At 71.7% G+C, this 20,721-nt stretch carries 14 protein-coding genes; 4 read left to right on the top strand and 10 right to left on the bottom strand.

From position 1 onward, the window contains the following. Window positions 1-123: 123 nt before the first annotated feature. The 8 genes from ACJX2R_RS20240 to ACJX2R_RS20205 all read right to left on the bottom strand — a co-directional run bounded on the left by ACJX2R_RS20240 (window position 124) and on the right by ACJX2R_RS20205 (window position 9,699). A complete protein-coding gene (locus ACJX2R_RS20240) occupies window positions 124-1,164 on the bottom strand; it encodes a glutamate ABC transporter substrate-binding protein (RefSeq protein WP_413101271.1) in 1,041 nt (346 codons plus the stop codon). After that, window positions 1,161-2,570 carry a hypothetical protein gene (locus tag ACJX2R_RS20235; protein ID WP_262699947.1) on the bottom strand — a complete coding sequence of 470 codons (1,410 nt, stop codon included), beginning with the start codon at window positions 2,568-2,570 and terminating at the stop codon, window positions 1,161-1,163. Before ACJX2R_RS20235 ends, ACJX2R_RS20240 begins: the two co-directional genes overlap by 4 nt. A 133-nt stretch (window positions 2,571-2,703) precedes the next feature. Further along, window positions 2,704-3,750, bottom strand: a complete 1,047-nt coding sequence (locus ACJX2R_RS20230; RefSeq protein ID WP_413105907.1) for an N-acetylglucosamine kinase — start codon at window positions 3,748-3,750, stop codon at window positions 2,704-2,706. A 77-nt stretch (window positions 3,751-3,827) separates the two neighbouring features. Beyond that, a complete protein-coding gene (locus ACJX2R_RS20225) occupies window positions 3,828-5,090 on the bottom strand; it encodes a 6-phospho-beta-glucosidase (protein WP_413101270.1) in 1,263 nt (420 codons plus the stop codon). Then, window positions 5,087-5,992 carry a carbohydrate ABC transporter permease gene (locus tag ACJX2R_RS20220; RefSeq protein WP_262699949.1) on the bottom strand — a complete coding sequence of 302 codons (906 nt, stop codon included), beginning with the start codon at window positions 5,990-5,992 and terminating at the stop codon, window positions 5,087-5,089. The genes ACJX2R_RS20225 and ACJX2R_RS20220 overlap by 4 nt, the downstream gene beginning before the upstream one ends. A 27-nt stretch (window positions 5,993-6,019) precedes the next feature. Then, complete coding sequence (locus tag ACJX2R_RS20215; protein WP_413101269.1) at window positions 6,020-6,973, bottom strand: carbohydrate ABC transporter permease; 954 nt, start codon at window positions 6,971-6,973, stop codon at window positions 6,020-6,022. Between the two features lie 11 nt (window positions 6,974-6,984). Further along, window positions 6,985-8,313: an ABC transporter substrate-binding protein gene (locus ACJX2R_RS20210; RefSeq protein WP_413101268.1), complete on the bottom strand. Its 1,329-nt coding sequence runs from the start codon at window positions 8,311-8,313 to the stop codon at window positions 6,985-6,987. Window positions 8,314-8,463: 150 nt separating this feature from the next. Then, complete coding sequence (locus ACJX2R_RS20205) at window positions 8,464-9,699, bottom strand: ROK family transcriptional regulator (RefSeq protein WP_262699952.1); 1,236 nt, start codon at window positions 9,697-9,699, stop codon at window positions 8,464-8,466. A 299-nt stretch (window positions 9,700-9,998) separates the two neighbouring features. On the opposite strand from ACJX2R_RS20205, the gene ACJX2R_RS20200 reads away from it, so the two are divergent. After that, window positions 9,999-11,924 (top strand): protease pro-enzyme activation domain-containing protein, encoded by a 1,926-nt coding sequence (locus tag ACJX2R_RS20200; RefSeq protein WP_413105906.1) that lies wholly within the window; start codon window positions 9,999-10,001, stop codon window positions 11,922-11,924. Between the two features lie 64 nt (window positions 11,925-11,988). On the opposite strand, the gene ACJX2R_RS20195 is transcribed toward ACJX2R_RS20200, so the two are convergent. Then, window positions 11,989-13,089 (bottom strand): mechanosensitive ion channel domain-containing protein, encoded by a 1,101-nt coding sequence (locus tag ACJX2R_RS20195; RefSeq protein WP_413101267.1) that lies wholly within the window; start codon window positions 13,087-13,089, stop codon window positions 11,989-11,991. A gap of 454 nt (window positions 13,090-13,543) precedes the next feature. Between ACJX2R_RS20195 and ACJX2R_RS20190 the strand changes: the two genes are divergently transcribed. Continuing rightward, complete coding sequence (locus ACJX2R_RS20190; RefSeq protein ID WP_262699954.1) at window positions 13,544-14,080, top strand: HNH endonuclease; 537 nt, start codon at window positions 13,544-13,546, stop codon at window positions 14,078-14,080. A 111-nt stretch (window positions 14,081-14,191) separates the two neighbouring features. On the opposite strand, the gene ACJX2R_RS20185 is transcribed toward ACJX2R_RS20190, so the two are convergent. After that, window positions 14,192-17,179: a beta-N-acetylglucosaminidase domain-containing protein gene (locus ACJX2R_RS20185; protein ID WP_413105905.1), complete on the bottom strand. Its 2,988-nt coding sequence runs from the start codon at window positions 17,177-17,179 to the stop codon at window positions 14,192-14,194. Window positions 17,180-17,592: 413 nt separating this feature from the next. On the opposite strand from ACJX2R_RS20185, the gene ACJX2R_RS20180 reads away from it, so the two are divergent. Both ACJX2R_RS20180 and malQ read left to right on the top strand, forming a co-directional pair. Beyond that, window positions 17,593-17,883, top strand: coding sequence for a hypothetical protein (locus ACJX2R_RS20180; RefSeq protein ID WP_413101266.1), 291 nt, complete (start codon window positions 17,593-17,595; stop codon window positions 17,881-17,883). Then, entirely contained in the window at window positions 17,883-20,198 is a 2,316-nt protein-coding gene (gene malQ / locus ACJX2R_RS20175) for a 4-alpha-glucanotransferase (RefSeq protein ID WP_413101265.1), read from the top strand. Before ACJX2R_RS20180 ends, malQ begins: the two co-directional genes overlap by 1 nt. Window positions 20,199-20,721: the final 523 nt, after the last annotated feature.

Genomic DNA, 20,721 nt, shown 5'->3' with positions numbered 1-20,721 from the left:
TCCATGTCCGTAACCGTTATGTGATCCGTCTGCTGCGTCATCCCTACGCGTGTGAGGCGGGTGCTAATCCTTGCCGGTCCGTGATCCTTGCTCTTGCCCGATGTGTCCGGGGCCGTGTCCGCGCTAGTCCTTGTATTCGGGGGCGGGCGGCGTCGGGTTCTCCTGCGCCGTGCTGAAGTCCTTGGCGAGCCACTTCTGGTAGGCCTGCATCCAGGGACTGGCTGTCCCGCCCTGGCGGTAGTCCTCCAGAACCTTGTTGACCCGGCGTACCAGGTCGTCGTCGTCCTTGTTCATCGCCACGCCGTAGAACTCATCGGTGAATCGCGAGCCGACCAGCTTGACGGAGGGGTCCTGGGCCGCCTGGCCGGCCGCCAGCGCGTTGTCGGTGATCACCGCGTCCACCTGGCCCAGTTGCAGTCTGACCAGGCAGTCCAGCTGGTTGGGGACGGGCTTCACCTTGATCGCGCCCAGATGCTCGGCCCCGGTGTCCGGCTTGTCCAGCTCGGCCTCGGCGGTGGAACCCTGCGCGGTGCAGACCTTCTTGCCGCGCAGGGTCTTGTTGTAGCCGGTGATGGACGAGTCGTCGGGGACCAGCACCTGCTGCCCGGCCTGGAAGTACGCGGTGGAGAACGCCACGTCCTTGATCCGGTCGCAGTTGATGGTCATGGTGCGCACCACGACGTCGACCTTGCCCTGCTGGAGGGCCCTGATGCGCTGACTGGTGGGTATGGTGCGGAAGATGACCGCGTCCGGATCGCCGAAGATGTCATCGGCGATGGCGCGCACCAGGTCGATGTCGAAGCCGGTGAGGTCGCCGGTGGCCGGATCGCGGTACCCCCAGCGGTAGCTGTTCTGGTCGACGCCGGCGATCAGCTTGTTGAGCTTGTGCCCGTTGACCTCACGGTTCTTGATCCGCTTGATGGCCGGGCCGCTCGCACTGGACGGGCGCAGGCTCGCCTCGGGATCGCGGCAGCTGTCCGCCGCCGCGGCCTCGGCGCCCGTCCGCACGGTATGCGGCTGCCGCGCACCGGCCTTGCTGTCGCCGTCCCCGCCGTCGTCCATCATCGCCGGGACCGCGATGGCCGTGGCCACGCCCAGGGCGCATACCGTCACCGCGGCGGCCGATCGCAGTGATCGCATGCTTCCGCCCCCCATCGTCCTCATCGGTACTCCGACAGTCTGCGGCCTATGCCCAGCACCGCTCCCGCGGCTCCCAGCACGGCCAGCACCCCGGCGCCCAGCGCCATGGCGGTGAACGCGCCGCGTCCGTCGTCGGCGGCCTGCTGGAACTCCCGCTGCTCGTGGTCGAGGGCCTTGGCCAGCTGGCTGTCCACCGCGTCGAAGGACTCGCCGGTGCTGTCCTCCGCGCCGATGACCTTCGTCAGCGCCGTCTTGTAGTCGCCCCCGTCGTCGGCGGCGCGGGCGGCCTTGTGCCGCACCTGCCACTCGTGGATCCGGCCGCCTGCCTTCTCCACCGGTTCCCGGCCCTCGTCGTCGTCGGCGAGGGCGCGCGCCTTGTCCAGCAGACTGCCGTCCGAGGGACGGTCGCCGGACGCCTTGCCCACGAGCGCGGACATCCGCGAGCCGTAGCTGACCTCGTAGGCGTCCTTGCCCTTGTTGGCGCCGTCCTCGTCCACGACGACCGCGCCGCGCGCCACCAGGGTCAGGTTCTCGTCGGCGCGGGCCCGCAGGGAGTCGATCCGCGCCTCGTTGAGCACCTGGAGGGACTTCGCCCCGTGGTCGTTGGAGTCGCTGAGCTGGGTGCTGGCGACCGCGTGGCCGACCACCAGCCACAGCATCACCACCGTGGAGGCGGCCGTGGCGGTGAGCAGACCGCGGCTGAGCACCCGGTTGGTCCGCTGGAACTCACGGCGCTGGGCCCAGCCCAGCGCGCCCAGGGCGACCAGGCCGGTGGCGATCGCCACCCACGGCCATGCCTCGGCGTCCTCGTAGTCCTCCCCGAGCCGGGCGGTCTCCGCCTGGTAGAGCCTGCCCGCGGCGGGCAGCAGCTTGTCGCGCATGGTGTCGTTGGCATAGCGCAGATAAGCGCCGCCCAGCGGCAGCCCCTGGCGGTTGTTGGCGCGCGCGGAGTCGATCAGCCCGGTGTAGACCGGCAGCAGCTGATTGATCTTCTGTATCTCGTCGCGGGCGGAGGACGAGCCCTCCGTATTGGCCGCGGCCCGCACCAGCAGCTTGGACGCGGTGTCGATGTCCCGCACGAACCGCTGCCGGACCTGGGGAGGCTCCTGGCCGCCCGCCAGGAAGCCTCCGGTGGCCGTGGTGTCCGCGTCGGCGAGGGAGCGGTAGATCTGCGCCGCGTCGGCGCTCAGCGGCTGGCTGCGCTCGGCCACGGCGTCCGCCGCGGTCTGCCGGTCGGAGACCTGCCAGGCCGTGACCGCGCCGAACGCGATCACCAGCGCGGCCAGCACCGCCCCGATGACGCGAAGTCTGCCGGGCTCGGTCGTCGCCGCCGCCCGCGCCCGGTCGAGCCCCTCGGCCCACGCGGTCCGCGGCGGGGCCGCGGGCGCGGGCGGCGGTGCGGCTCTGCCGGTGGTCGGCGGGTATGACACAAGACCTCCCCCTTGGCCCGGATTCCTGGATGGTGTCGCGGTCGGTGTCGCAGCAGTATGGACCGCGGCGCCAGGAGAGGTCACCGGTCAAGCCTGGATCTTGTTCGGATCGCGATCTTCCCTCCCCTTTTCATTACGCTTCGGAAGGGCTTTCGGTTCCACTTTCCGTGCCATCAGCTGCGGTGGTGTCGTCAGCCGGGGCGGTGTCATGGGCGGGGGCGTAGTGCGCGCGCAGCCGGGCGTACGCCGATTCCGGCGCGCCGGTGCGGTCCAGTCCCAGCAGTGCGGCGCCGAGCACCGGCGGTGCGGTGACCACCCGCGGCTCGGCCTTCGGGGCGCGCTCCGCGAGCAGTTCGCGGATCCGGTCGTCCAGCAGCGGATGGCGGGCCGCGAGCACCCCGCCGCCCAGCACCACCGGGGTCTCCTCGCCCAGCAGATCGAGCCGGCCGAGGGCGACCACCGCCATGGTCACCACCTCTTCCGCCTGGCGGTCGACGATCGCCCGCGCGATCTCGTCGCCGGCCCCGGCCACCGCGAAGAGCACCGGCGTCAGCTCATGCCGCCGCCCCGGCTCCAGACGGCCCAGATGCAGCGCCTCGATCAGCTCGTACATGGTGGTGAGGCCGAAGCGCGCGGGCAGGGCGCGGGCCAGCTCGGTCGGCTCGCCGCGGCCGTCCTCCGCCCGCGCCGCCCACCACAGCGCCTCCTCCGACAGATAGCCCCCGCCGCCCCAGTCGCCGGAGATCCGGCCGATCGCGGGGAAGCGGGCCACCCGGCCGCCGTGACCGATCCCGGCGCAGTTGATGCCCGCGCCGCAGACCACGGAGACGCCGGTCGGCTCGCCGTCGTCCCCGACCCCGGCTCGCAGCAGGGCGAAGGTGTCATTGGCGACCGTGACGGTGGCGCCCCAGCCGCGCTCGGCCAGGACGACCGTCAACTCCTCCTCCTCGCTGGGCAGATCGACGTTGGCCAGACAGGCCGAGACATGCCCCGCGCCCGCCGGACCGGACCGGCCGGCCTGCCGCGCCACCTCCTCCACCAGGGGCGCGAGCGAGCCGACGGCGCGCTCGGCGCCCACGACGGGCGGCCGGAAGCCGCCGCCGCGGGCCGCGCCGAGCACGGAGCCGTCCGGGCCGATGAGTGCCACATCCGTCTTGCTGTTGCCCGCGTCGATCGCCAGGACCGACCCGTCCGGCGGGGAGGCGGGCGAGGGGGAGGAAGACGAAGGGGAAGGAGAGGGGGTCGATACGGACTGGGTCAGGCCCACGCCAGATGCTCCCGGTTGTGCGCGATGAGGTCGTCGGTCAGCTTCTCGGCGTATTCGATCTGGCCGATGAGGGGGTGGGACAGCAGCGCCTGGAAGACCCGCTCCCGGCCGCCCTTCAACGCCGCCTCCAGCGCCAGGTGTTCGTACGCGGTGACATTCGCGACCAGACCGGCGAACAGGGGCTCGAGGGGGCGCACGGGCAGTGGTTTCGCGCCCTGTGCGTTGACGGCCGCCGGGACCTCGATCACCGCGTCGTCCGGCAGGAAGGGCAGGGTGCCCTCGTTGAACGTATTGACGATCCGCACCTCGCCGGTGTCGCCCAGCAGGGACGAGGTCAGATCGACCGCCGCCTCCGAATAGAACGCCCCGCCGCGCTTGCCGAGCAGTTCGGGCTTCTCGTCCAGCGCCGGATCGCCGTACATCTCCAGCAGCTCCCGCTCGATCGCCGCGACCTCCGCCGCCCGGGACGGCTTGCTGCGCAGCTCACGCACCACCGCGTCGTGCTGGTAGTAGTAGCGCAGATAGTAGGAGGGGACGACGCCGAGCCGGCTGACCAGCGTGCGCGGCATCCGCAGATCCTCGGCGATCGCCTCGCCGTGCTCCGCGAGCAGCTTGGGCAGCACGTCCTCGCCGTCGGTGCCGCCGACGCGCACCGCACGCTCCCAGGTGAGGTGGTTGAGGCCGACGTGCTCAAGCGTCACCTCGCCGGGGTCCACGCCCAGCAGCTTGGCGAACTTCCGCTGGAAGCCGATGGCCACATTGCACAGGCCGACCGCCCGGTGCCCCGCCGTGAGCAGCGCCCGGGTCACGATCCCGACCGGGTTGGTGAAGTCCACGATCCAGGCGTCGGGGTTGCGGCGGCGCACCCGCTCGGCGATGTCCAGCACCACCGGGACGGTGCGCAGCGCCTTGGCCAGCCCGCCCGCGCCGGTGGTCTCCTGGCCGACGCAGCCGCACTCCAGCGGCCAGGTCTCGTCCTGGTTCCGGGCGGCCTGGCCGCCGACGCGCAGCTGGAGCAGGACCGCGTCCGCGCCGTCCACGCCCGCGTCCAGGTCGTCGGTCCAGGAGATGGTGCCCGGGTGGCCCTGCTTGGCGAAGATCCTGCGGGCCAGCCCGCCGACCAGCTCCAGCCGGTCGGCGGCCGGGTCGACCAGGACGAGCTCCTCCAGCGGGAGGACGTCCCGCAACCGGGCGAATCCGTCGATGAGTTCGGGGGTGTAGGTGGACCCACCCCCCACGACTGCGAGCTTCAACCCTTGACTCCTGTCAGTGTGACGCCTTCGACGAAGGCTTTCTGAGCGAAGAAGAAGACGATGATGACGGGGGCCATGACGAGCAGGGTCGCGGCCATCGTCAGGTTCCAGTTGACGCTGTGCGCGCTCTTGAAGCTCTCCAGGCCGTAACTGAGCGTCCAGGCGCCCGGATTCTGCGAGGCGTAGATCTGCGGGCCGAAGTAGTCGTTCCAGCAGTAGAAGAACTGGAACAGCGCGACGGCCGCGATGCCCGGTTTGGCCATCGGGATCACGATGCGCAGCAGGGTGCCGAATTCGCCGCTGCCGTCCACCTTCGCCGACTCCAGGTACTCCCGGGGAATCGTCAGCAGGAACTGGCGCAGCAGGAAGATGGAGTACGCGTCGCCGAATGCCATCGGGATGATCAGCGGCCACAGCGAACCCGACAGATGCAGTTGCTGGGCCCAGACCAGATACATCGGTATCACGATCACCTGCGGCGGCAGCATCATCGTGGAGATGACCAGGATCATGGCGGTGCGGCGGCCGCGGAAGCGGAATTTGGCGAGGGCATAGGCCACCGGAATGGAGGAACAGACGGTGAAGAGGGTGCCGAGCCCGGCGTACATCAGCGAATTGCGCCACCAGTCCAGGAAGCCCGGAGTGTTGAAGACCTCGGTGTAATTCGACCAGTTCCATTCGGTGGGCCACAGGTCGCCGCTCAGCGCCTGGTCGTCGCTCATCACCGAGGTCAGGAAGACGAAGACGAAGGGCAGGATGAAGAAGAGCGCGGCGGCGATGGCGACCGTGTGCACGGCGATCCAGTGCAGCGCGGCGCGGCGGCGGGCGGCGGGGGCGGGGGAGCGTCCGGTGGCGGGGCGCGCGGGCGCGGACGGCGCCGAGAGGGCGGTGGTGGCGGTCATGGTGAATCGGTCCTCTCAGTCCTCGGCTCAGTCATCTGCCGACAGCAGTCCGGCACGCTTGCGCATCAGCAGCGTCGTCACGGCCATCGCGATCGCGAACAGCACCAGCGAGAGCACGCAGGCGGCTCCGGTGTTGAAGTTCTGGAAGCCGAGCGAATAGACGAGCTGCGGCACGGTGAGTGTGGAGTGGTCGGGATAGCCGGGCTGGATGACCGATCCGGGTCCGACGCTGACCCCGGAGGCGAGCTTTCCGGCGACCAGCGCCTGGGTGTAGTACTGCATGGTCTGGACGACGCCCGTCACGACCGCGAACATCACGATCGGGGTGATCGACGGCCAGGTCACATAGCGGAACTTGTGGAACGCCCCGGCGCCGTCCAGGTCGGCCGCCTCGTACTGCTCCTTGGGGACGTCCAGCAGGGCCGCCATGAAGATGACCATGAGATCCCCGATGCCCCACAGGGAGAGCAGTACGAGGGACGGCTTGGCCCAGGCCGGGTCGTTGAACCAGTTCGGGGCGTGGATCCCGATGCTGCCGAGAATGTCGTTGACCGGGCCGGTACCGGGATTGAGAAGGAAGACGAAGGCGACGGTGGCCGCCACCGGAGGGGCGAGGTACGGCAAATAGAAGGCGGTGCGGAAGAATCCCACTCCGGACTTCACCTTGGTGACCAGCAGCCCGATGCCCAGGCCGAAGACGACCCGCAGCGCCACCATGACCACGACCAGCCAGAGCGTGTTCCACAGCGCCGGTCCGAACAGCGGCATCTGCTCCAGCACATAACGCCAGTTGCGCAGCCCGACGAAGGTCGGGGCCTGGATCTGGTTGTAGTGCATGAAGGAGAAGTAGACGGTGGCGACCAGCGGATAGCCGAAGAAGACGGTGAAGCCGACCAGCCAGGGGGAGAGAAAACCGAGGGTGCGCAGCCGCTCGCGCCGGGCCTTACGGCGCAGGGCGGGGGCGTTCGTCAAGGTGGCCATGTCGCGCTCCGTCAGTTCTGTGCCTGGAGATTGTCGGCGTCTATCTCGTCATCGAGTTCTCGCAGCCCCGCGTCCAGATCGCGCACCTTGCCCGCCTCGACGCCGTAGGAGAAGTCCTGCAACGAGGTGACGTACTGACCACCGTTGATCGAGGGCGGCAGGGCGGTGCTGTAGCGGTTCTGCGCGATATCGAGGAAGGCCCGGAAGGTGGGATCCGAGTCCAGCTTCGGGGAGGTGAGCGCCGCCTTGGTGGACGGCACATTGTGAATGGCGTTGGCGAAGGCGACCACCTGATCGGTGTTGGCGGTCAGGAACTTCACCAGCTCCCACGCGGCGTTCTGATGGGTGCTGCTGTGGGCGATGCCGACCACCGTGCCGGTGAGATAGCCCCGGCCATAGGTCTCGGGCCGGTCGTCGGGCACCGGCAGCGGGGCGGTGCCCCATTTGAACTTCGCGCCCTTCATGAAGAGCCCGCGCCATTCGCCGTCCATGTGCATCGCGAGCTTTCCGGTGAGAAAGGCGTTCTGGGACGACATCTCATCGCCGAAGGAGGTACGGAACGTCTCCAGTGGGCCATATCCGCCCTGGCTTCGCATCAGCTCAGCGGTGGTGGCGTAGAAATCCTTGGTCGCCTTCCCCTTCGCCAGCCGCGCCTTGCCGTCCTTGCCGAAGTACGTGGGTCCCCACTGGGCGAGGAACCGGTCCGGGCTGTTCTGGTAGAGCCGGAAATTGGGCATGAAGCCCACCCGCTCATAGCCGCCGCCCTTGGTGCGTTTGGTCAGCTTCACGGCGTCGCGTCGCAGCTCCGACATGGTGCGGGGCGGCCGTTTGATGCCCGCCTCGGCGAAGGCGTCCTTGTTGTAGTACATGCCGTACGCGTCGGCGAGCAGCGGGAGGGCGCACTGGGCGCCCTGGTAGCTCGTGTAGTCCAGCAGCGTTTTCGGGAAGACCTTGGCCTTGTCGAGACCGGTCTTCTTCATGAACGGATCGAGGTCCACCCACATCCCGGAGGAGCAGTACTGCCCCACATTGTTGGTGGTGAAGGAGGAGACGACATCGGGGGCGTCGCCGCCGCCCGCCCGCAGCGCCTGGTTCACGGTGGCGTCGGTGACATTCCCGGTGGCCTCCACCTTGATATTGGGGTGGAGCTTCTCGAACCGGGCGATGCTGGCGTCGATCGCCTTGACCTCGCTGTCCTCCGACCAGCCGTGCCAGAACTTCAGCGTGACGGGCTTGGTCGGATCGTCCTCGGCGCTGCCGGTACTGGGATTGGCGCAGCCCGTGAGGAGCAGGGCGCCGGCGCTCAGCGCTGCGGCGAGAGCGGCCAGTTTTCGTGCCATGGGGAGACTTCCTTTACTGCGGTACGAGGGGGACGGCAGGGGAAGCGGCGGTGAGGGGCGCCGGACAACGGACAAAGGGGAGAACGGACAAAGGAGAAATGGGAAAGGGGAAGGGGCGGCGTACGGGGTCGTGCAGCGGCGCCCGGTGACTCAGGCGTCGAACCGGGCGGTGTCGAAAACGGTCTGACGGGCATCGGCGACCGCCGTCCGCAGCGCGCCGATGAGAATCGGATCCCCCTCGATCTCACTGATCCGTAGTTGCGGCCGGGGCAGTGCGAGACCGGTCATCTCGGCCTCGACCAGCTGACGCAGCCGGTCCCCGCCGGCCTGCGCGACCTCACCCGAAAGGACGACCAGCTCCGGGTCGACCACGGCGACGACGGAGGCCAGCCCGGTGGCCAGTCGGCGCGCCAGCTCGGTCAGCACCTCGTCACCCGGGCCTGGAGTGCGCAGCGCGGCGGAGAGCGCCTTGGTGGCGGTGGGCGCGTCGATCCCGTGGTCGCGGGCGAGCTCCACGACGGCGGGTGAGCCGACCAGCTTCTGGAACCCCCCGCCCCCGTCCGGCCGGGCGGCGGCGTCCGGTCCGCCGAGGGCCAGCGGGGCGCCCGGCAGCGGCATATAGCCGATCTCCCCGGCCCCGCCGGTGGCACCGCGCAGCAGGGTGCCGTGGAGCACGATGGCCGCGCCGACTCCCTCGTCGGCCCAGACCAGCGCGAAGTCGTCGAAGTCCTGGGCGGTGCCGTGGTGCTGTTCGGCGATGGCGGCGAGGTTGACGTCGTTCTCGATGACGATCGGCGTGTGCAGCACCTCGGCCAGGTCGTCCCGCAGGGTGCGGGACTGCCAGCCGGGCAGATGCGGGGCGTAGCGCAGCGTCCCGGTGCGCGGGTCGAGCGCGCCGGGGGTGCCGATCACGGTGGAGTGCAGATCGTCCCGGCCCAGCCCGGCGGCGGCCAGCGCCCCGTCCACCGCCTCGGCGACCAGCTCCCCGGTCCGGTTGGTCAGGCTCGCGTCGGTCGCCGGGGCCGTCACCCGGTGTTCACCGACCACCTGGCCGGTGATGTCGGCGACGGCGGCGGTGATGCCCTCCTGGTCCACGGCGAGCGCGGCCACATGGGCGGCGGCCGGGTCGATCTCGTACAGCTGCGCGTTGGGCCCCGGACGTCCGGTGACGTTCCCGGTGGTGCGGACCAGGCCGACGGACTCCAGGCGGGTCAGCAGCTGGGAGGCGGTGGGCTTGGAGAGACCGGTCAGCTCCCCGAGCCGGGTCCTGGTGAGCGGTCCGTGGGCGGCCAGCAGCTCCAGTGCGGCGCGGTCGTTCATGGCGCGGAGGACGCGGGGGGTCCCGGGTGTGCCGCCCTGCGTATTGCTGCCGGGTGATGCGGCCATGGTGGTGCCCCCGTCTCACTCTGTTAAGAAAGTTTCCTATTGATGAATAGCAAGCTAGGGGGCGGACCGGGGCGGCGTCAATGGGTCAAAGGCGGGCTTTCCTTGGCGGGTTCTTGGCGAAGAGATGGATCATCCATGTACCTGGCATGGACAAGTCACCGTAAGAGTGGCCTCCGGTGGGGTGACTGTGATCGTCAGCCCCCACTGTCATGCGACGACTCGAATCGCGAGGGGGCTAGGTGAGATCTATATCTTCCCGGGAGCGCACGGCCCGTTCCAGAAGACGCACGGCCCTGGGGCTGGCGGCGGCGCTGCCGTTGGTGGCCGGTGCGCTGGCGCTGGGCATACCCACGGCCCAGGCCGACTCCGCACCGCACGGCCGTGACACCCTGAACGGCACCAAACCCGCCTGGGCGACCGCGCGTTCGGACCGCGGCGCGACCGATGACGGCAGTAAGGTCACCGCGCGCGTCTATCTGGCCGGACGGGACGCCAAGGGGCTGGCCGACTACGCCAAGGCCGTGTCCGACCCCTCCTCCCCGGACTACGGCAAGTTCCTGTCGGCCCGCCGGACCCAGGCACGTTTCGGAGCGACACGGCAACAGAAGGACGCCGTGACCGCCTGGTTGAAGGGCGCCGGGCTCGAGGTCACGGGCGGCAACCAGCACTATCTGTCGGCCACGGGCGAAGTCTCCGCCGCCGAGCGGGCGTTCGGCACCCAGCTGCACAACTACACCAAGGGCGGCAAGGTCTACCGGGCGCCGTCGAACGCGGCCACCGTGCCCGCCTCGCTCCACGGCGCCGTGCTGACGGTCGTCGGCCTGGACAACGCGCCCAAGCGGGCCAAGCACGACGAGACCCTCCCGCCCCCCGGACCGGTCTTCGAGAACGCCGGGCCGTTCTCCTCCTATTACGGTTCCCGGACCGACCGCGGCCTGCCCTCGGCCTACGGCGCCAAGCAGCCGTACGCGGTCAAGGGGTACACCGGCAAGCAGCTGCGCGCCGCCTACGGCGCCAGGAGCCGCAACACCGGTAGGGGCGCCACCGTGGCCATCACCGACGCCTTCGCCTCGCCCACCATCGCCGCGGACGCCGCCCGGTACGCCAAGCGCAACGGCGACCCGGGCTACCGCAAGGGCCAGTTGACGCAGGTGCTGCCGGCCGACTACCGGTACACCGAGGAGTGCGACGCGAGCGGCTGGTACGGCGAGGAGACCCTCGACGTCGAGGCGGTGCACGCGGTGGCGCCCGCGGCGGACATCGTCTACGTCGGCGGAGCCTCCTGCACCGACGACGATCTCCTCGACTCACTCGCCAAGGTCGTCGACAACCGGCTGGCCGACATCGTCTCCAACTCCTGGGGCGATGTGGAGGCCAACGAGACGCCGGACGTGGCCGCCGCCTACGACCAGATCTTCCAGCAGGGCGCGGTCGAGGGCATCGGCTTCTACTTCTCCTCCGGTGACAACGGCGACAACGTGGCGTCCACCGGCACCAAGCAGGTCGACACCCCGGCCAACTCGGCATGGGTGACGGCGGTCGGCGGCACCTCCCTGGCCGTCGGCAAGGGCGAGAAGTACCAGTGGGAGACCGGCTGGGGCACCACCAAGGCCACTCTCTCGGCCGACGGCACCAACTGGGACGCGCTGCCCGGCGCGTACACCTCCGGCGCCGGGGGCGGCACCAGCAAGACCGTCGCCCAGCCCTTCTACCAGCGCGGTGTGGTCCCGGACGCGCTCGCCCTGGCGGGCGGCGGCACGGCCAAGCAGCGGGTGACCCCGGACATCGCGGCCGTGGCCGACCCCAACACCGGCTTCCTGGTGGGCCAGACGCAGACCTTCCCGGACGGATCGCTCCAGTACGGCGAGTACCGCATCGGCGGGACCTCACTGGCCGCGCCCGTGATCGCCGGTATGCAGGCGCTCGCCCAGCAGGCGCGCGGCGGCCAGCCGATCGGCTTCGCCAACCCGTCGCTGTACGACCGGTACGGCACCGCCTCGTACCACGATGTGACCGACCACCCGCTGGGCGCCGGCGTCTCGCTGGGCGTGGTCCGGGTCGACTACGTCAACAGCCACGACGACACCGACGGGCTGGTGACCTCGCTGCGCAGCCTCGGCCGGGACAGCTCGCTCCACGCGGTCGTGGGTTATGACGACGTGACCGGTGTGGGCACGCCCGCGGCCGGCTATCTCACCTCGTTCGGCGGACACCACCGCCGCTGAGCGGCCGGGTCGGACGCGGCTCCCGTTCCGTTCCGGGGCGGGAGCCGCGTCATGTCCGCCGCGCTCACTTCGTCGTGGGCGGCGGCACCGTCGCGGAGGGGGTGGCGGCCGGACCGGCGCCGGGAGCGATCGGGCTGGCCGCCGCCGACTGCGGCGAGTCCGGGTTGGCCAGCGCCGACGGTGCCGCGGTGGTGGCGCTCGGATCGACGGCGTCGGTCTGGAGCTCCGGATCCAGCGGCCGGCCGACGAGCTGGATGCCCGCTTCGTCCAGCGCCTTCTTGATCCGCCAGCGCAGCTCCCGCTCGACGCCGAGCGCCTTGCCGGGCATGGTCCGCGCCGACACCCGGACGACCATCGAGTCCAGATAGACCGCGTCGAGACCCAGGACCTCGATCGGCTCCCAGAGCCGCTCGTTCCACGGCTCCTCCTTGGCCATGTCCACGCCGACCTGCGTGATCACGGCCCGGACCTGCTCCAGATCCTCCTCGGCCCGGACCTGGACATCGAGCGCGGCCGTGGCCCAGCCCTGGCTGAGGTTGCCGATCCGCTTGACCTCGCCGTTGCGCACGTACCAGATCTCGCCGTTGTCCCCGCGCAGCTTGGTGACGCGCAGACCGACCTCGATCACCTCGCCGGAGGCCACCCCGGCGTCGACCGTGTCGCCGACCCCGTACTGGTCCTCGAGGATCATGAAGACACCGGAGAGGAAGTCGGTGACCAGATTGCGGGCGCCGAAACCGATCGCCACCCCCGCGACCCCGGCGCTGGCCAGCAGCGGCGCCAGATTGATCTCCAGCGCGGAGAGGATCATCAGCCCCGCGGTGCCCATGATCAGGAACGAGGCCACGGAGCGCAGCACCGAGCCGATCGCCGCGGACCGCTGACGCCGTCGCTCCACATTGACCAGCAGCCCGCCGAGCGCGGTGCCGTCGACGGCCTGGGCCGTGCGGTTCATCCGCTCTATCAGCTTGGTGATCGCCCGCCGGACGACGGACCGGAGCACGAAGGCGATGATCAGGATCAGGGCTATGCGCAGCCCGATGCCGAGCCAGGTGGACCAGTTCTCCTCCACCCAGCCCGCGGCGTTCGTGGCGCTCTTCTGCGCATCGTCGAGAGTCGTGGGACGAGGCGTCGAGTCAGCGGACAGAGCAGCGGACCAGAACACAGCAGAAACCCTTCGTATGCGACATGCCCGCACGGATCGCCCGAGCGCGCAACCTCTCACACAGTAGCCGGGCGCGAGATGCGCCGTTCCTGTGTTCGAGAGCGCGCGAGCGCGGTCAGGGGGCGCATTCGAGCGGGTCCGGAGGCGGCAATTCCACCTTCTGCCCCGGCCGGGGGCCGTGCGGCGGCACCGGCCGGAGCGGGCCGTGATTCTTGCCACTTCGCGGTGGTGTCCCGCTGCCCGCGCACCTCGTTCGCAAGGGCGCCGGGAGGCCGACGGGGCGGTGGTCAAGCGGCCGGTGTCGCCGCCGGGTACGGAGGGTATACGTGCGGTACGCGGAAATGCCTCTCAACCGTTAACCCGGTGATAGTGGCGTTCCGGCCAGGGTTCAGGGGAAACTGGGGGAGATCGTCCCGGCGCGAGCCACGCGCCGCCGGCGTACAAGGAGGCCCCCGTGCCGCATGTCCTGGTCCTCAACGCGTCGTACGAGCCCCTCGGCGTCGTACCGCTCCGCCGCGCGCTCGTACTCGTCCTCAATGACAAAGCCGTCAGCCTCGAGGACTCAGGCGCCCTGATGCACAGCGCGACCCGCGTGATCCCCGCACCCAGCGTCGTCCGGCTGAAGCGCTTTGTGCGGGTGCCCTTTCGCGGCCCCGTCCCGCTCACCCGCCGCGCCCTGTTCGCCCGCGACGGCGGCCGATGCGCCTACTGCGGTGGCGTCGCAACCAGCGTCGATCACGTCATCCCGCGCAGCCGTGGCGGGCAGCACACCTGGGAGAACGTGGTCGCCGCGTGCCGTCGGTGCAATCACGTCAAGGCAGACCGCCATGTCGCCGAGATCGGCTGGCGGCTGCGCCATCAACCCGCGCCGCCGTCGGGGCTCGCCTGGCGGATCATCGGCACGGGCCATAGGGACCCGCGCTGGATGCCATACCTCCAGGCATACGGCGCGGAAGACGCGGTGGCCCGGATCGACGGCAAATCTGCCTGAGAGACCGGGCCATTACTGTGTCTGCTCGCGGAAGCCCCCGGGTCCTGTCCGGCGGGCCACGCGGCTCCACCGTGTGGCCCGCCGCAGGCGTACGCGTACCGTCGGACGCCCCTAGTCGTTCCGGACCGCGTAGGCGGCGACCGACCAGAGGGAGTAGCCGAAGCGGGTGGCGCGCTCGACGCCCTGGACGCGGATGAACCGCGTGTCGGGGGCATCCATGCCGATCGACTCCAGGCCGCCCTTCCCATGGGCGACCGTCGCCGCGTCGCGCCAGGTGCGGCCGTCCTTGGAGACCTGGACGCGGTAGCGGGAGGCGTACGCGTCCTGCCAGTTCAGCTCCAGGCGGCCGATCCGGGCCGGGTGGGCCAGCTCCAGCTGGAGCCAGGCGCCGTCCTCGGCCGGGGAGGACCAGCGGGTGTCCGCCTTGCCGTCGATCGCGGCGGACGCCGGGAAATCGGCGGTCTCATCGCCGGACGAGGTCGCCTTCGTGCCCTCCGCACGGACCAGGTCCGGGCCGCCGGTATGCGGATGCGCCCTTAACGTCAGCGTGCGCTCCTCGGACCCGAAGCGGACCGGGAGGGAGTAGTTGCCCGGCTTGGTGCCCTTGGCCACCGATATCTCCAGCCGGGCGGTCGCCGTACCGCCGCGCGGGGCCGTCACCCCGTCGGGGGCGCGGACGGTGATGCCGCGCGGCGCCTTCACCGTAAGGTCGCCGTTCACATCGCCGGGGCGGTGGGAGACCAGCTGGGCCTCGACCACGGCCGCGTCGCCGCCTATCTGCGCGTCCGCCGTCTTGTGGGACAGCGTGAGCCCGGCGTCCGGGGTGTCGCCGAACCAGGGCGTGATCTCGTGCACGGCCGGCGGGGTGGTGCCCTCCGGCCAGCTGAGCCGGATCGCGTCCGCCGACAGGTCCTTGTCCCCCTCAGCCGCCCTGACCTGGGTGAAGCCACTGCCGGAGAGGGCGCCGATGCGGCGCCAGCCCGCACCGGGGACATGCGCCTCGACGGTGCCGGGCGCGGCGTCCTGGACCCGGGCGGTGAGCGCGGAGACGGAGGCGAGCGGACGGCTGCGGCCGAAGCGCACGGTGACCGGGCGGCCGGGCGAGGACACCTCGGTGGCCGCCTTACCGTCGGCCGCCGCGCGGTCCTCCTTGCCGGTCCGCAGCCCCAGCTTCGGGGTCCGGTCCACACCCGACCAGGCGTCCGCGCGGACCAGGGCCTTGGCCAGGAACGGGTCGAGGACGCCTTTGCCGACCGTGACCCGGCTGTCCCCGATCCTCTCGCGCAGCGCCTCCACCGCGAGCTGGGCCTTCCAGGCCGCCGCCCCGTCGCCGCGCGCCTGGGCGGTGAGCATGTCCACGGCCCGCACCCCCGCGTCGCCGTACCGGCTCAGCTGGTCGAGCCAGGGCCGCACATCGTCGCCCAGCGTGCGGGAGAGCCGCTCGGGGGCGTCACGCATCGTCGTGAAGGCCTCGCGCAGCCGGTCGGCCGAGCGCTCCAGCCGCGCCACGTCCGTACCGCCCAGGGCCGTCCAGAACGCGTCGATGAGCGGGCGCAGATACGCGGACTCGTCGCCGCCGAGCACCGAGGAGGCGTCGTTACCGGCGAGGGCGCGCAGGGCGGCGCGGGTCTTGGTGTCGTTCCCGGCGAGGTCGTCGATGGCCGCCTGCCAGGACTCCTGGGGGCGGTAGCCGCGCGGGTTCCAGGCGAAGTCGGCGGCGGTGAACAGCGGGATCCGGGAGGCGGTCGGCTGCTCCATGGCGTTGGCCAGCAGCGCCGCGGATTGGGTGGCCACCGCCGGGTCGCGGCCGGTGTACGGGCCGAGGAAGATCCGGTCCTGCGCCCAGTCGTTGACCGGGTAGTTGTCCATGGTGACCAGGCGGTGGCCGAACGCCGACCGGGCACCGGCCAGCTCGCCCCCGGTGATGGTCCTGGGCACCACCCCGACCCCGGTCCAGGCGACCTCCACACGCTGGTCGAGCGCCCCGGCCAGGGCACGCCGGAACTCGGTGTCGCCGTCCTGGTAGTACTCGGTCGGCATCAGGGACAGCGGGGCCGAGCCGGGGTAGCGGTCGGCCAGGTGGCGGGCGAGGGCGCCTGCCACCTTGGCCTGCGCGGTGGCGGCGGCCTCCGGGCCGGAGCCGAATTCATCGGCGTCGGCGCCGCAGTGCCACTCGCTGTAGCTGACGTCCTGGAACTGGAGCTGGAAGGAGCGCACCCCGAGCGCCCACATGGCGTCGACCTTCCGCAGCAGCGCCTTGAGGTCCTTCGAGGACGAGAAGCACATCTCCTGGCCGGGGGAGGCCGCCCAGCCCAGGGTCACATGGTTGGCCCGGGCCCGCGTGGCCAGCTCGCGGAACTCCTCGCGCCGCTCGGCCGGGTAGGGGTCGCGCCAGCGGGCCTGCCGGTAGGTGTCGTCGCCGGGCGCGTAGAGATAGCGGTTCTGCTTGGTGCGGCCCATGAAGTCGAGCTGGGCCAGCCGGTCGCGGTGCGACCACGGGGAGCCGTAGAACCCCTCCGTCGTCCCCCTTACGGCCGTCGCGGGCCAGTCGCGGACGGTCACCCCGGCGAAGGCGGAGCCCCGGCCCTCCCGCTTCACCAGCAGCTGGCGCAGGGTCTGGACGGCGTGGAAGAGCCCGTCCGGGCCGACGCCGGACAGCGCGACCGTGGGCTGCCCGTCGACCGGGCCCGTGGCCAGGAGATAGCCGCCGGAAGGGAGGTCGCCGCGCTCGGGCGCGCGCAGGGCGCGCAGCGCGTTCGTCGCGCCCTTACCGCCGACGTGCACCACCAGCCCGCGCGCCGGGGCCTTGCCACCGGGGGTGGCCTCGTTGACGGTGCGCACCCCCGCGTCGTGCAGCAGGCCGCGCAGCGCGTCCAGGGCGTACGGATCGGCGTCGCCGTCGGCTATGAGCGTGGCCTCGTCCCCCAGGGCCACCTCCGACCCCCGCGCCTTCAGCGACTGGGGGCGCGGCCATACGGGCGGTATGCCCTCACTGCTGTCGCGCTCCGGTGTGGCGGCGCCCGGGGCGCCGTGGTCCGCCGGTGCCGCGGTGGCCGCCGGGGCACCGCCGAGCAGCCCCCCGATGACCGCGGCGGCCATCGCCGTCGCGCCCGCTGCCCTGGGCCTCTTCCCCCCGAACTGCACGGGCCTCTCCTCGATCCAGATAGCCGGTCCCCGTAGATATGGCGCCGATAGGCGTGAGCCCACCACCAGGCCGGTGAGGGTGTCAACGCGAACGACCGAAGTGTCGGCATTGCCGCGTGCGCCGCGCCCCGGGCGCCTGGCGCCGGGCCTCGGGCGGCCCGCGCCGGGCGCGGCACGCCCGGCGCAAGTCTGACGGATGAAGGGCGGTCCTGTTCGTAAACTCTGTGCCCCTGGTCCCTTCGCGCAGTGAAATCGCCGCCCAGAGGGGATGTGACCTACAGCACGTCCGGGGGGCGTTTACGTCTGCGCCCGTCCGGAGTGGGTAGGGCTCGGGATGACCCACTGCCGACAACCCCACGGAGGTCCGTGTGGCCACGTCAGCTCAACTTCTTTTCTCCGCCCTGTCCAAACCCGGCCCCGAGGCGTCCATCGAACCGGATCCCTTCGACGGGGTCTCCGACCCCGACTGCGGACTGTGCGGCTTGGACGGCTTCGGGTCCGGAAGCGCCACCGAGGCGCCCCTCACCAGCGAGCCTCCGCTCGCCGACAACATTCCCCTGACCAGCGAGCCTCCGCTCGCCGCCGAAACTCCCCTGACGAGTGAGCCGACCGCCGTCCTTACCGGCGCGGGCGCGGGCTGCGAGCCGATGGAGTACTGATGGGCAGAGCGCGGCTCGCCGAGCTGCACGGTGTCGCCACCTCCTACGACCCCGCCCCGGGCCGCACCGTCCAGGTGCCCGAGGACACGGTCGTCGCCGTGCTCGCCGCGCTCGGCGTGGACGCCTCGACCCCCCGAGCCGTACGCGAAGCGCTGGACCGGCACGACGGCCGGCAGCGCGACCGGCTGCTGCCCCCCTGTGTGGTGGTGCGCCCCGGCAAGGTGCCCCGCCTGAGCCTGCCCGAGGGCACGGCGCTGCGGGTGCGCCCCGAGAATGGCGCACCGCACCCACGGGGGCGGGCGGCCGCGGGGGCGTTACGGGCCGATGGTTCTCTGAAGAAGGGCGCCCACGCGAACGGCGCCCACGAGAACGGCGCCCTGGATGGTGCCCTGGACCGTGCCCTTACGGATGGCGTTCTTACGGGCCGCGTTCTTACGGATGGCGTCTTCACGGATGACGCCACCGCCGATGGTCTCCTTACCGCGCTCGCCGCACTGCCGCCCGGCGCCCACACCCTGCTCGCCGAGGCCCCCGACGGCCGCCGCGCCACCGCCCCCCTCATCGTGGCCCCCGACCGGATGCCGTTGTCCCCGGTCCGCAGCCACGGCTTCCTGGTACAGCTCTACTCGCTGCTCTCCGCACGCTCCTGGGGCATGGGCGACCTCGGCGACCTGGCCGATCTGGCCGCCTGGTCGGGTCGGGCGCTCGGCGCCGGCTTCGTCCAGATCAATCCGCTGCACGCCGCCGTGCCCGGCACTCCGGCCGCGCCCACCGACCCCTCGCCGTACCGCCCCTCCTCGCGGCGCTTCCCCGACCCGGTCCATCTGCGGATCGAGGACGTACCCGAATACGCCCATCTGCGCGGCCGCGCCCGTGAGCGGGCCGATCAGCTGCTGGAGGCCGCCGCCGCCCTCCGTGACTCCGTCCTGCGCGAGGGTGCCCTCATCGACCGGGACGCCGTCTGGGCCCTCAAGCGCGAGGCGCTGGAGCTGGTGCGGACGGTCCCGCTCAGCCCCGGCCGCCGCGCCGCCTACTGCGACTTCCTCGCCGAGCGCGGTCAGGCCCTGGAGGACCACGCCCTGTGGTGCGCGCTCGCCGAGACCCACGGCCCCGAATGGCGCGCCTGGCCCGGCGGCCTGGCCGATCCGCGCTCCGCGGGCACCGCACGCGCGCGGGCCGAGCACCTGGACCGCACCGACTTCCACTGCTGGCTGGCCTGGCTCACCGACACCCAGCTGGCCGCCGCCCAGCGCGCCGCGCGCGACGCGGGCATGGGGATCGGCATCGTCCACGACCTGGCGGTCGGGGTGCATCCCTCGGGCGCCGACGCCTGGGCGCTCCAGGACGTCTTCGCCTCCGGCATGTCGATCGGCGCGCCCCCGGACGCCTTCAACTCCCGGGGCCAGGACTGGGGCCTGCCGCCGTGGCGCCCGGACGCCCTCGCGGCCACCGGCTACGCCCCCTACCGCGATCTGCTGAGCGGCCTCTTGCGGCACGCGGGCGCGCTCCGTATCGACCATGTGATGGGCCTCTTCCGGCTGTGGTGGGTGCCGGAGGGGCGGGAGCCGACCGAGGGCTGTTACGTCCGCTACGACGCGGAGGCGATGCTCGGAGTGCTCGCCCTGGAGGCGCACCGGGCCGGGGCGGTCGTCATAGGGGAGGACCTGGGGACGGTCGAGCCCGGTGTGCGGGAGGAGCTGGAGCGGCGGGGGGTGCTGGGCACCTCGGTGATGTGGTTCGAGCGGAACTACAACGGGACGGGCGCCGCGCGGCCGCTGGCGCCGGAGGAGTGGCGGGCGGACTGCCTGGCCACCGTGACCACCCACGATCTGCCGAGCACGGCCGCCCGGCTCACCGGCGACCATGTCGAGCTGCGCCACCGGCTGGGCCTGCTGAGCCGCCCCCTGGCCGAGGAGCGCGCGGCGGACGCGGTCGAGGTCGCGGAGTGGCTGGGGCTGCTGGGGCGGCTCGGGCTGCTGCCGGAGGGGCCGGGCGACGAGGAGGCGGCGGTCAAGGCGGTCCACCGCTTTTTGCTGCGCACCCCGGCGAAGATGGTGGGCGTCTGGCTGCCGGATGCGGTGGGGGACCGCAGACCGCAGAATCTGCCGGGCACATGGGATCAGTACCCCAACTGGCGGCTGCCGATCGCTGATGCCGAGGGGCGGCCGATGTCCCTGGAGGAGCTGGTCGCCTCGGCCAGGCTGCGCGCGCTGATGGATGAGGTGGCCCTGTTGGCGCCTGATCGTGCCGCCTGCGGCGGGCTGTTCCCCTCCCCGCCCCTTCCCGAAACCGGGGCTCCGCCCCAGACCCCGTAGCCGGGGCTCCGCCCCGGACCCCCGAGTGGGGCTCCGCCCCGGGCCCCGGCGTGGGGGCTCTGGCCGGGGTTCTGGGTCGGGGCTCTGCCCTGGGCTCCCGAGTGGGGTTCTGCCGCGGGCCCCGAGTGGGGCTCTGGCCCGGGCTCTGGAGTGGGGCTCCGCCCCGGGCCCCGGCGTGGGGGCTCTGGCCGGGGTTCTGGGTCGGGGCTCTGCCCTGGGCTCCCGAGTGGGGTTCTGCCGCGGGCCCCGAGTGGGGCTCTGGCCCGGGCTCTGGAGTGGGGCTCCGCCCCGGGCCCCGGCGTGGGGGCTCTGGCCGGGGTTCTGGGTCGGGGCTCTGCCCTGGGCTCCCGAGTGGGGTTCTGCCGCGGGCCCCGAGTGGGGCTCTGGCCCGGGCTCTGGAGTGGGGCTCCGCCCCGGGCCCCGGCGTGGGGGCTCTGGCCGGGGTTCTGGGTCGGGGCTCTGCCCTGGGCTCCCGAGTGGGGTTCTGCCGCGGGCCCCGAGTGGGGCTCTGGCCCGGGCTCTG

The organism is Streptomyces sp. Inha503, assembly GCF_047215865.1.
Lineage (GTDB): Bacteria > Actinomycetota > Actinomycetes > Streptomycetales > Streptomycetaceae > Streptomyces > Streptomyces lycopersici.
This window is presented reverse-complemented; position numbering and strand designations above follow the sequence as displayed.

What these genes read in the sequence shown, in the direction of transcription:
- ACJX2R_RS20240 (WP_413101271.1), bottom strand. Translation starts at nt 1,164, where the DNA reads ATGAGGACGATGGGGGGCGGAAGCATGCGATCACTGCGATCGGCCGCC.
- ACJX2R_RS20210 (WP_413101268.1), bottom strand. Translation starts at nt 8,313, where the DNA reads ATGGCACGAAAACTGGCCGCTCTCGCCGCAGCGCTGAGCGCCGGCGCC.
- ACJX2R_RS20215 (WP_413101269.1), bottom strand. Translation starts at nt 6,973, where the DNA reads ATGGCCACCTTGACGAACGCCCCCGCCCTGCGCCGTAAGGCCCGGCGC.
- malQ (WP_413101265.1), top strand. Translation starts at nt 17,883, where the DNA reads ATGGGCAGAGCGCGGCTCGCCGAGCTGCACGGTGTCGCCACCTCCTAC.
- ACJX2R_RS20205 (WP_262699952.1), bottom strand. Translation starts at nt 9,699, where the DNA reads ATGGCCGCATCACCCGGCAGCAATACGCAGGGCGGCACACCCGGGACC.
- ACJX2R_RS20185 (WP_413105905.1), bottom strand. Translation starts at nt 17,179, where the DNA reads ATGGCCGCCGCGGTCATCGGGGGGCTGCTCGGCGGTGCCCCGGCGGCC.
- ACJX2R_RS20220 (WP_262699949.1), bottom strand. Translation starts at nt 5,992, where the DNA reads ATGACCGCCACCACCGCCCTCTCGGCGCCGTCCGCGCCCGCGCGCCCC.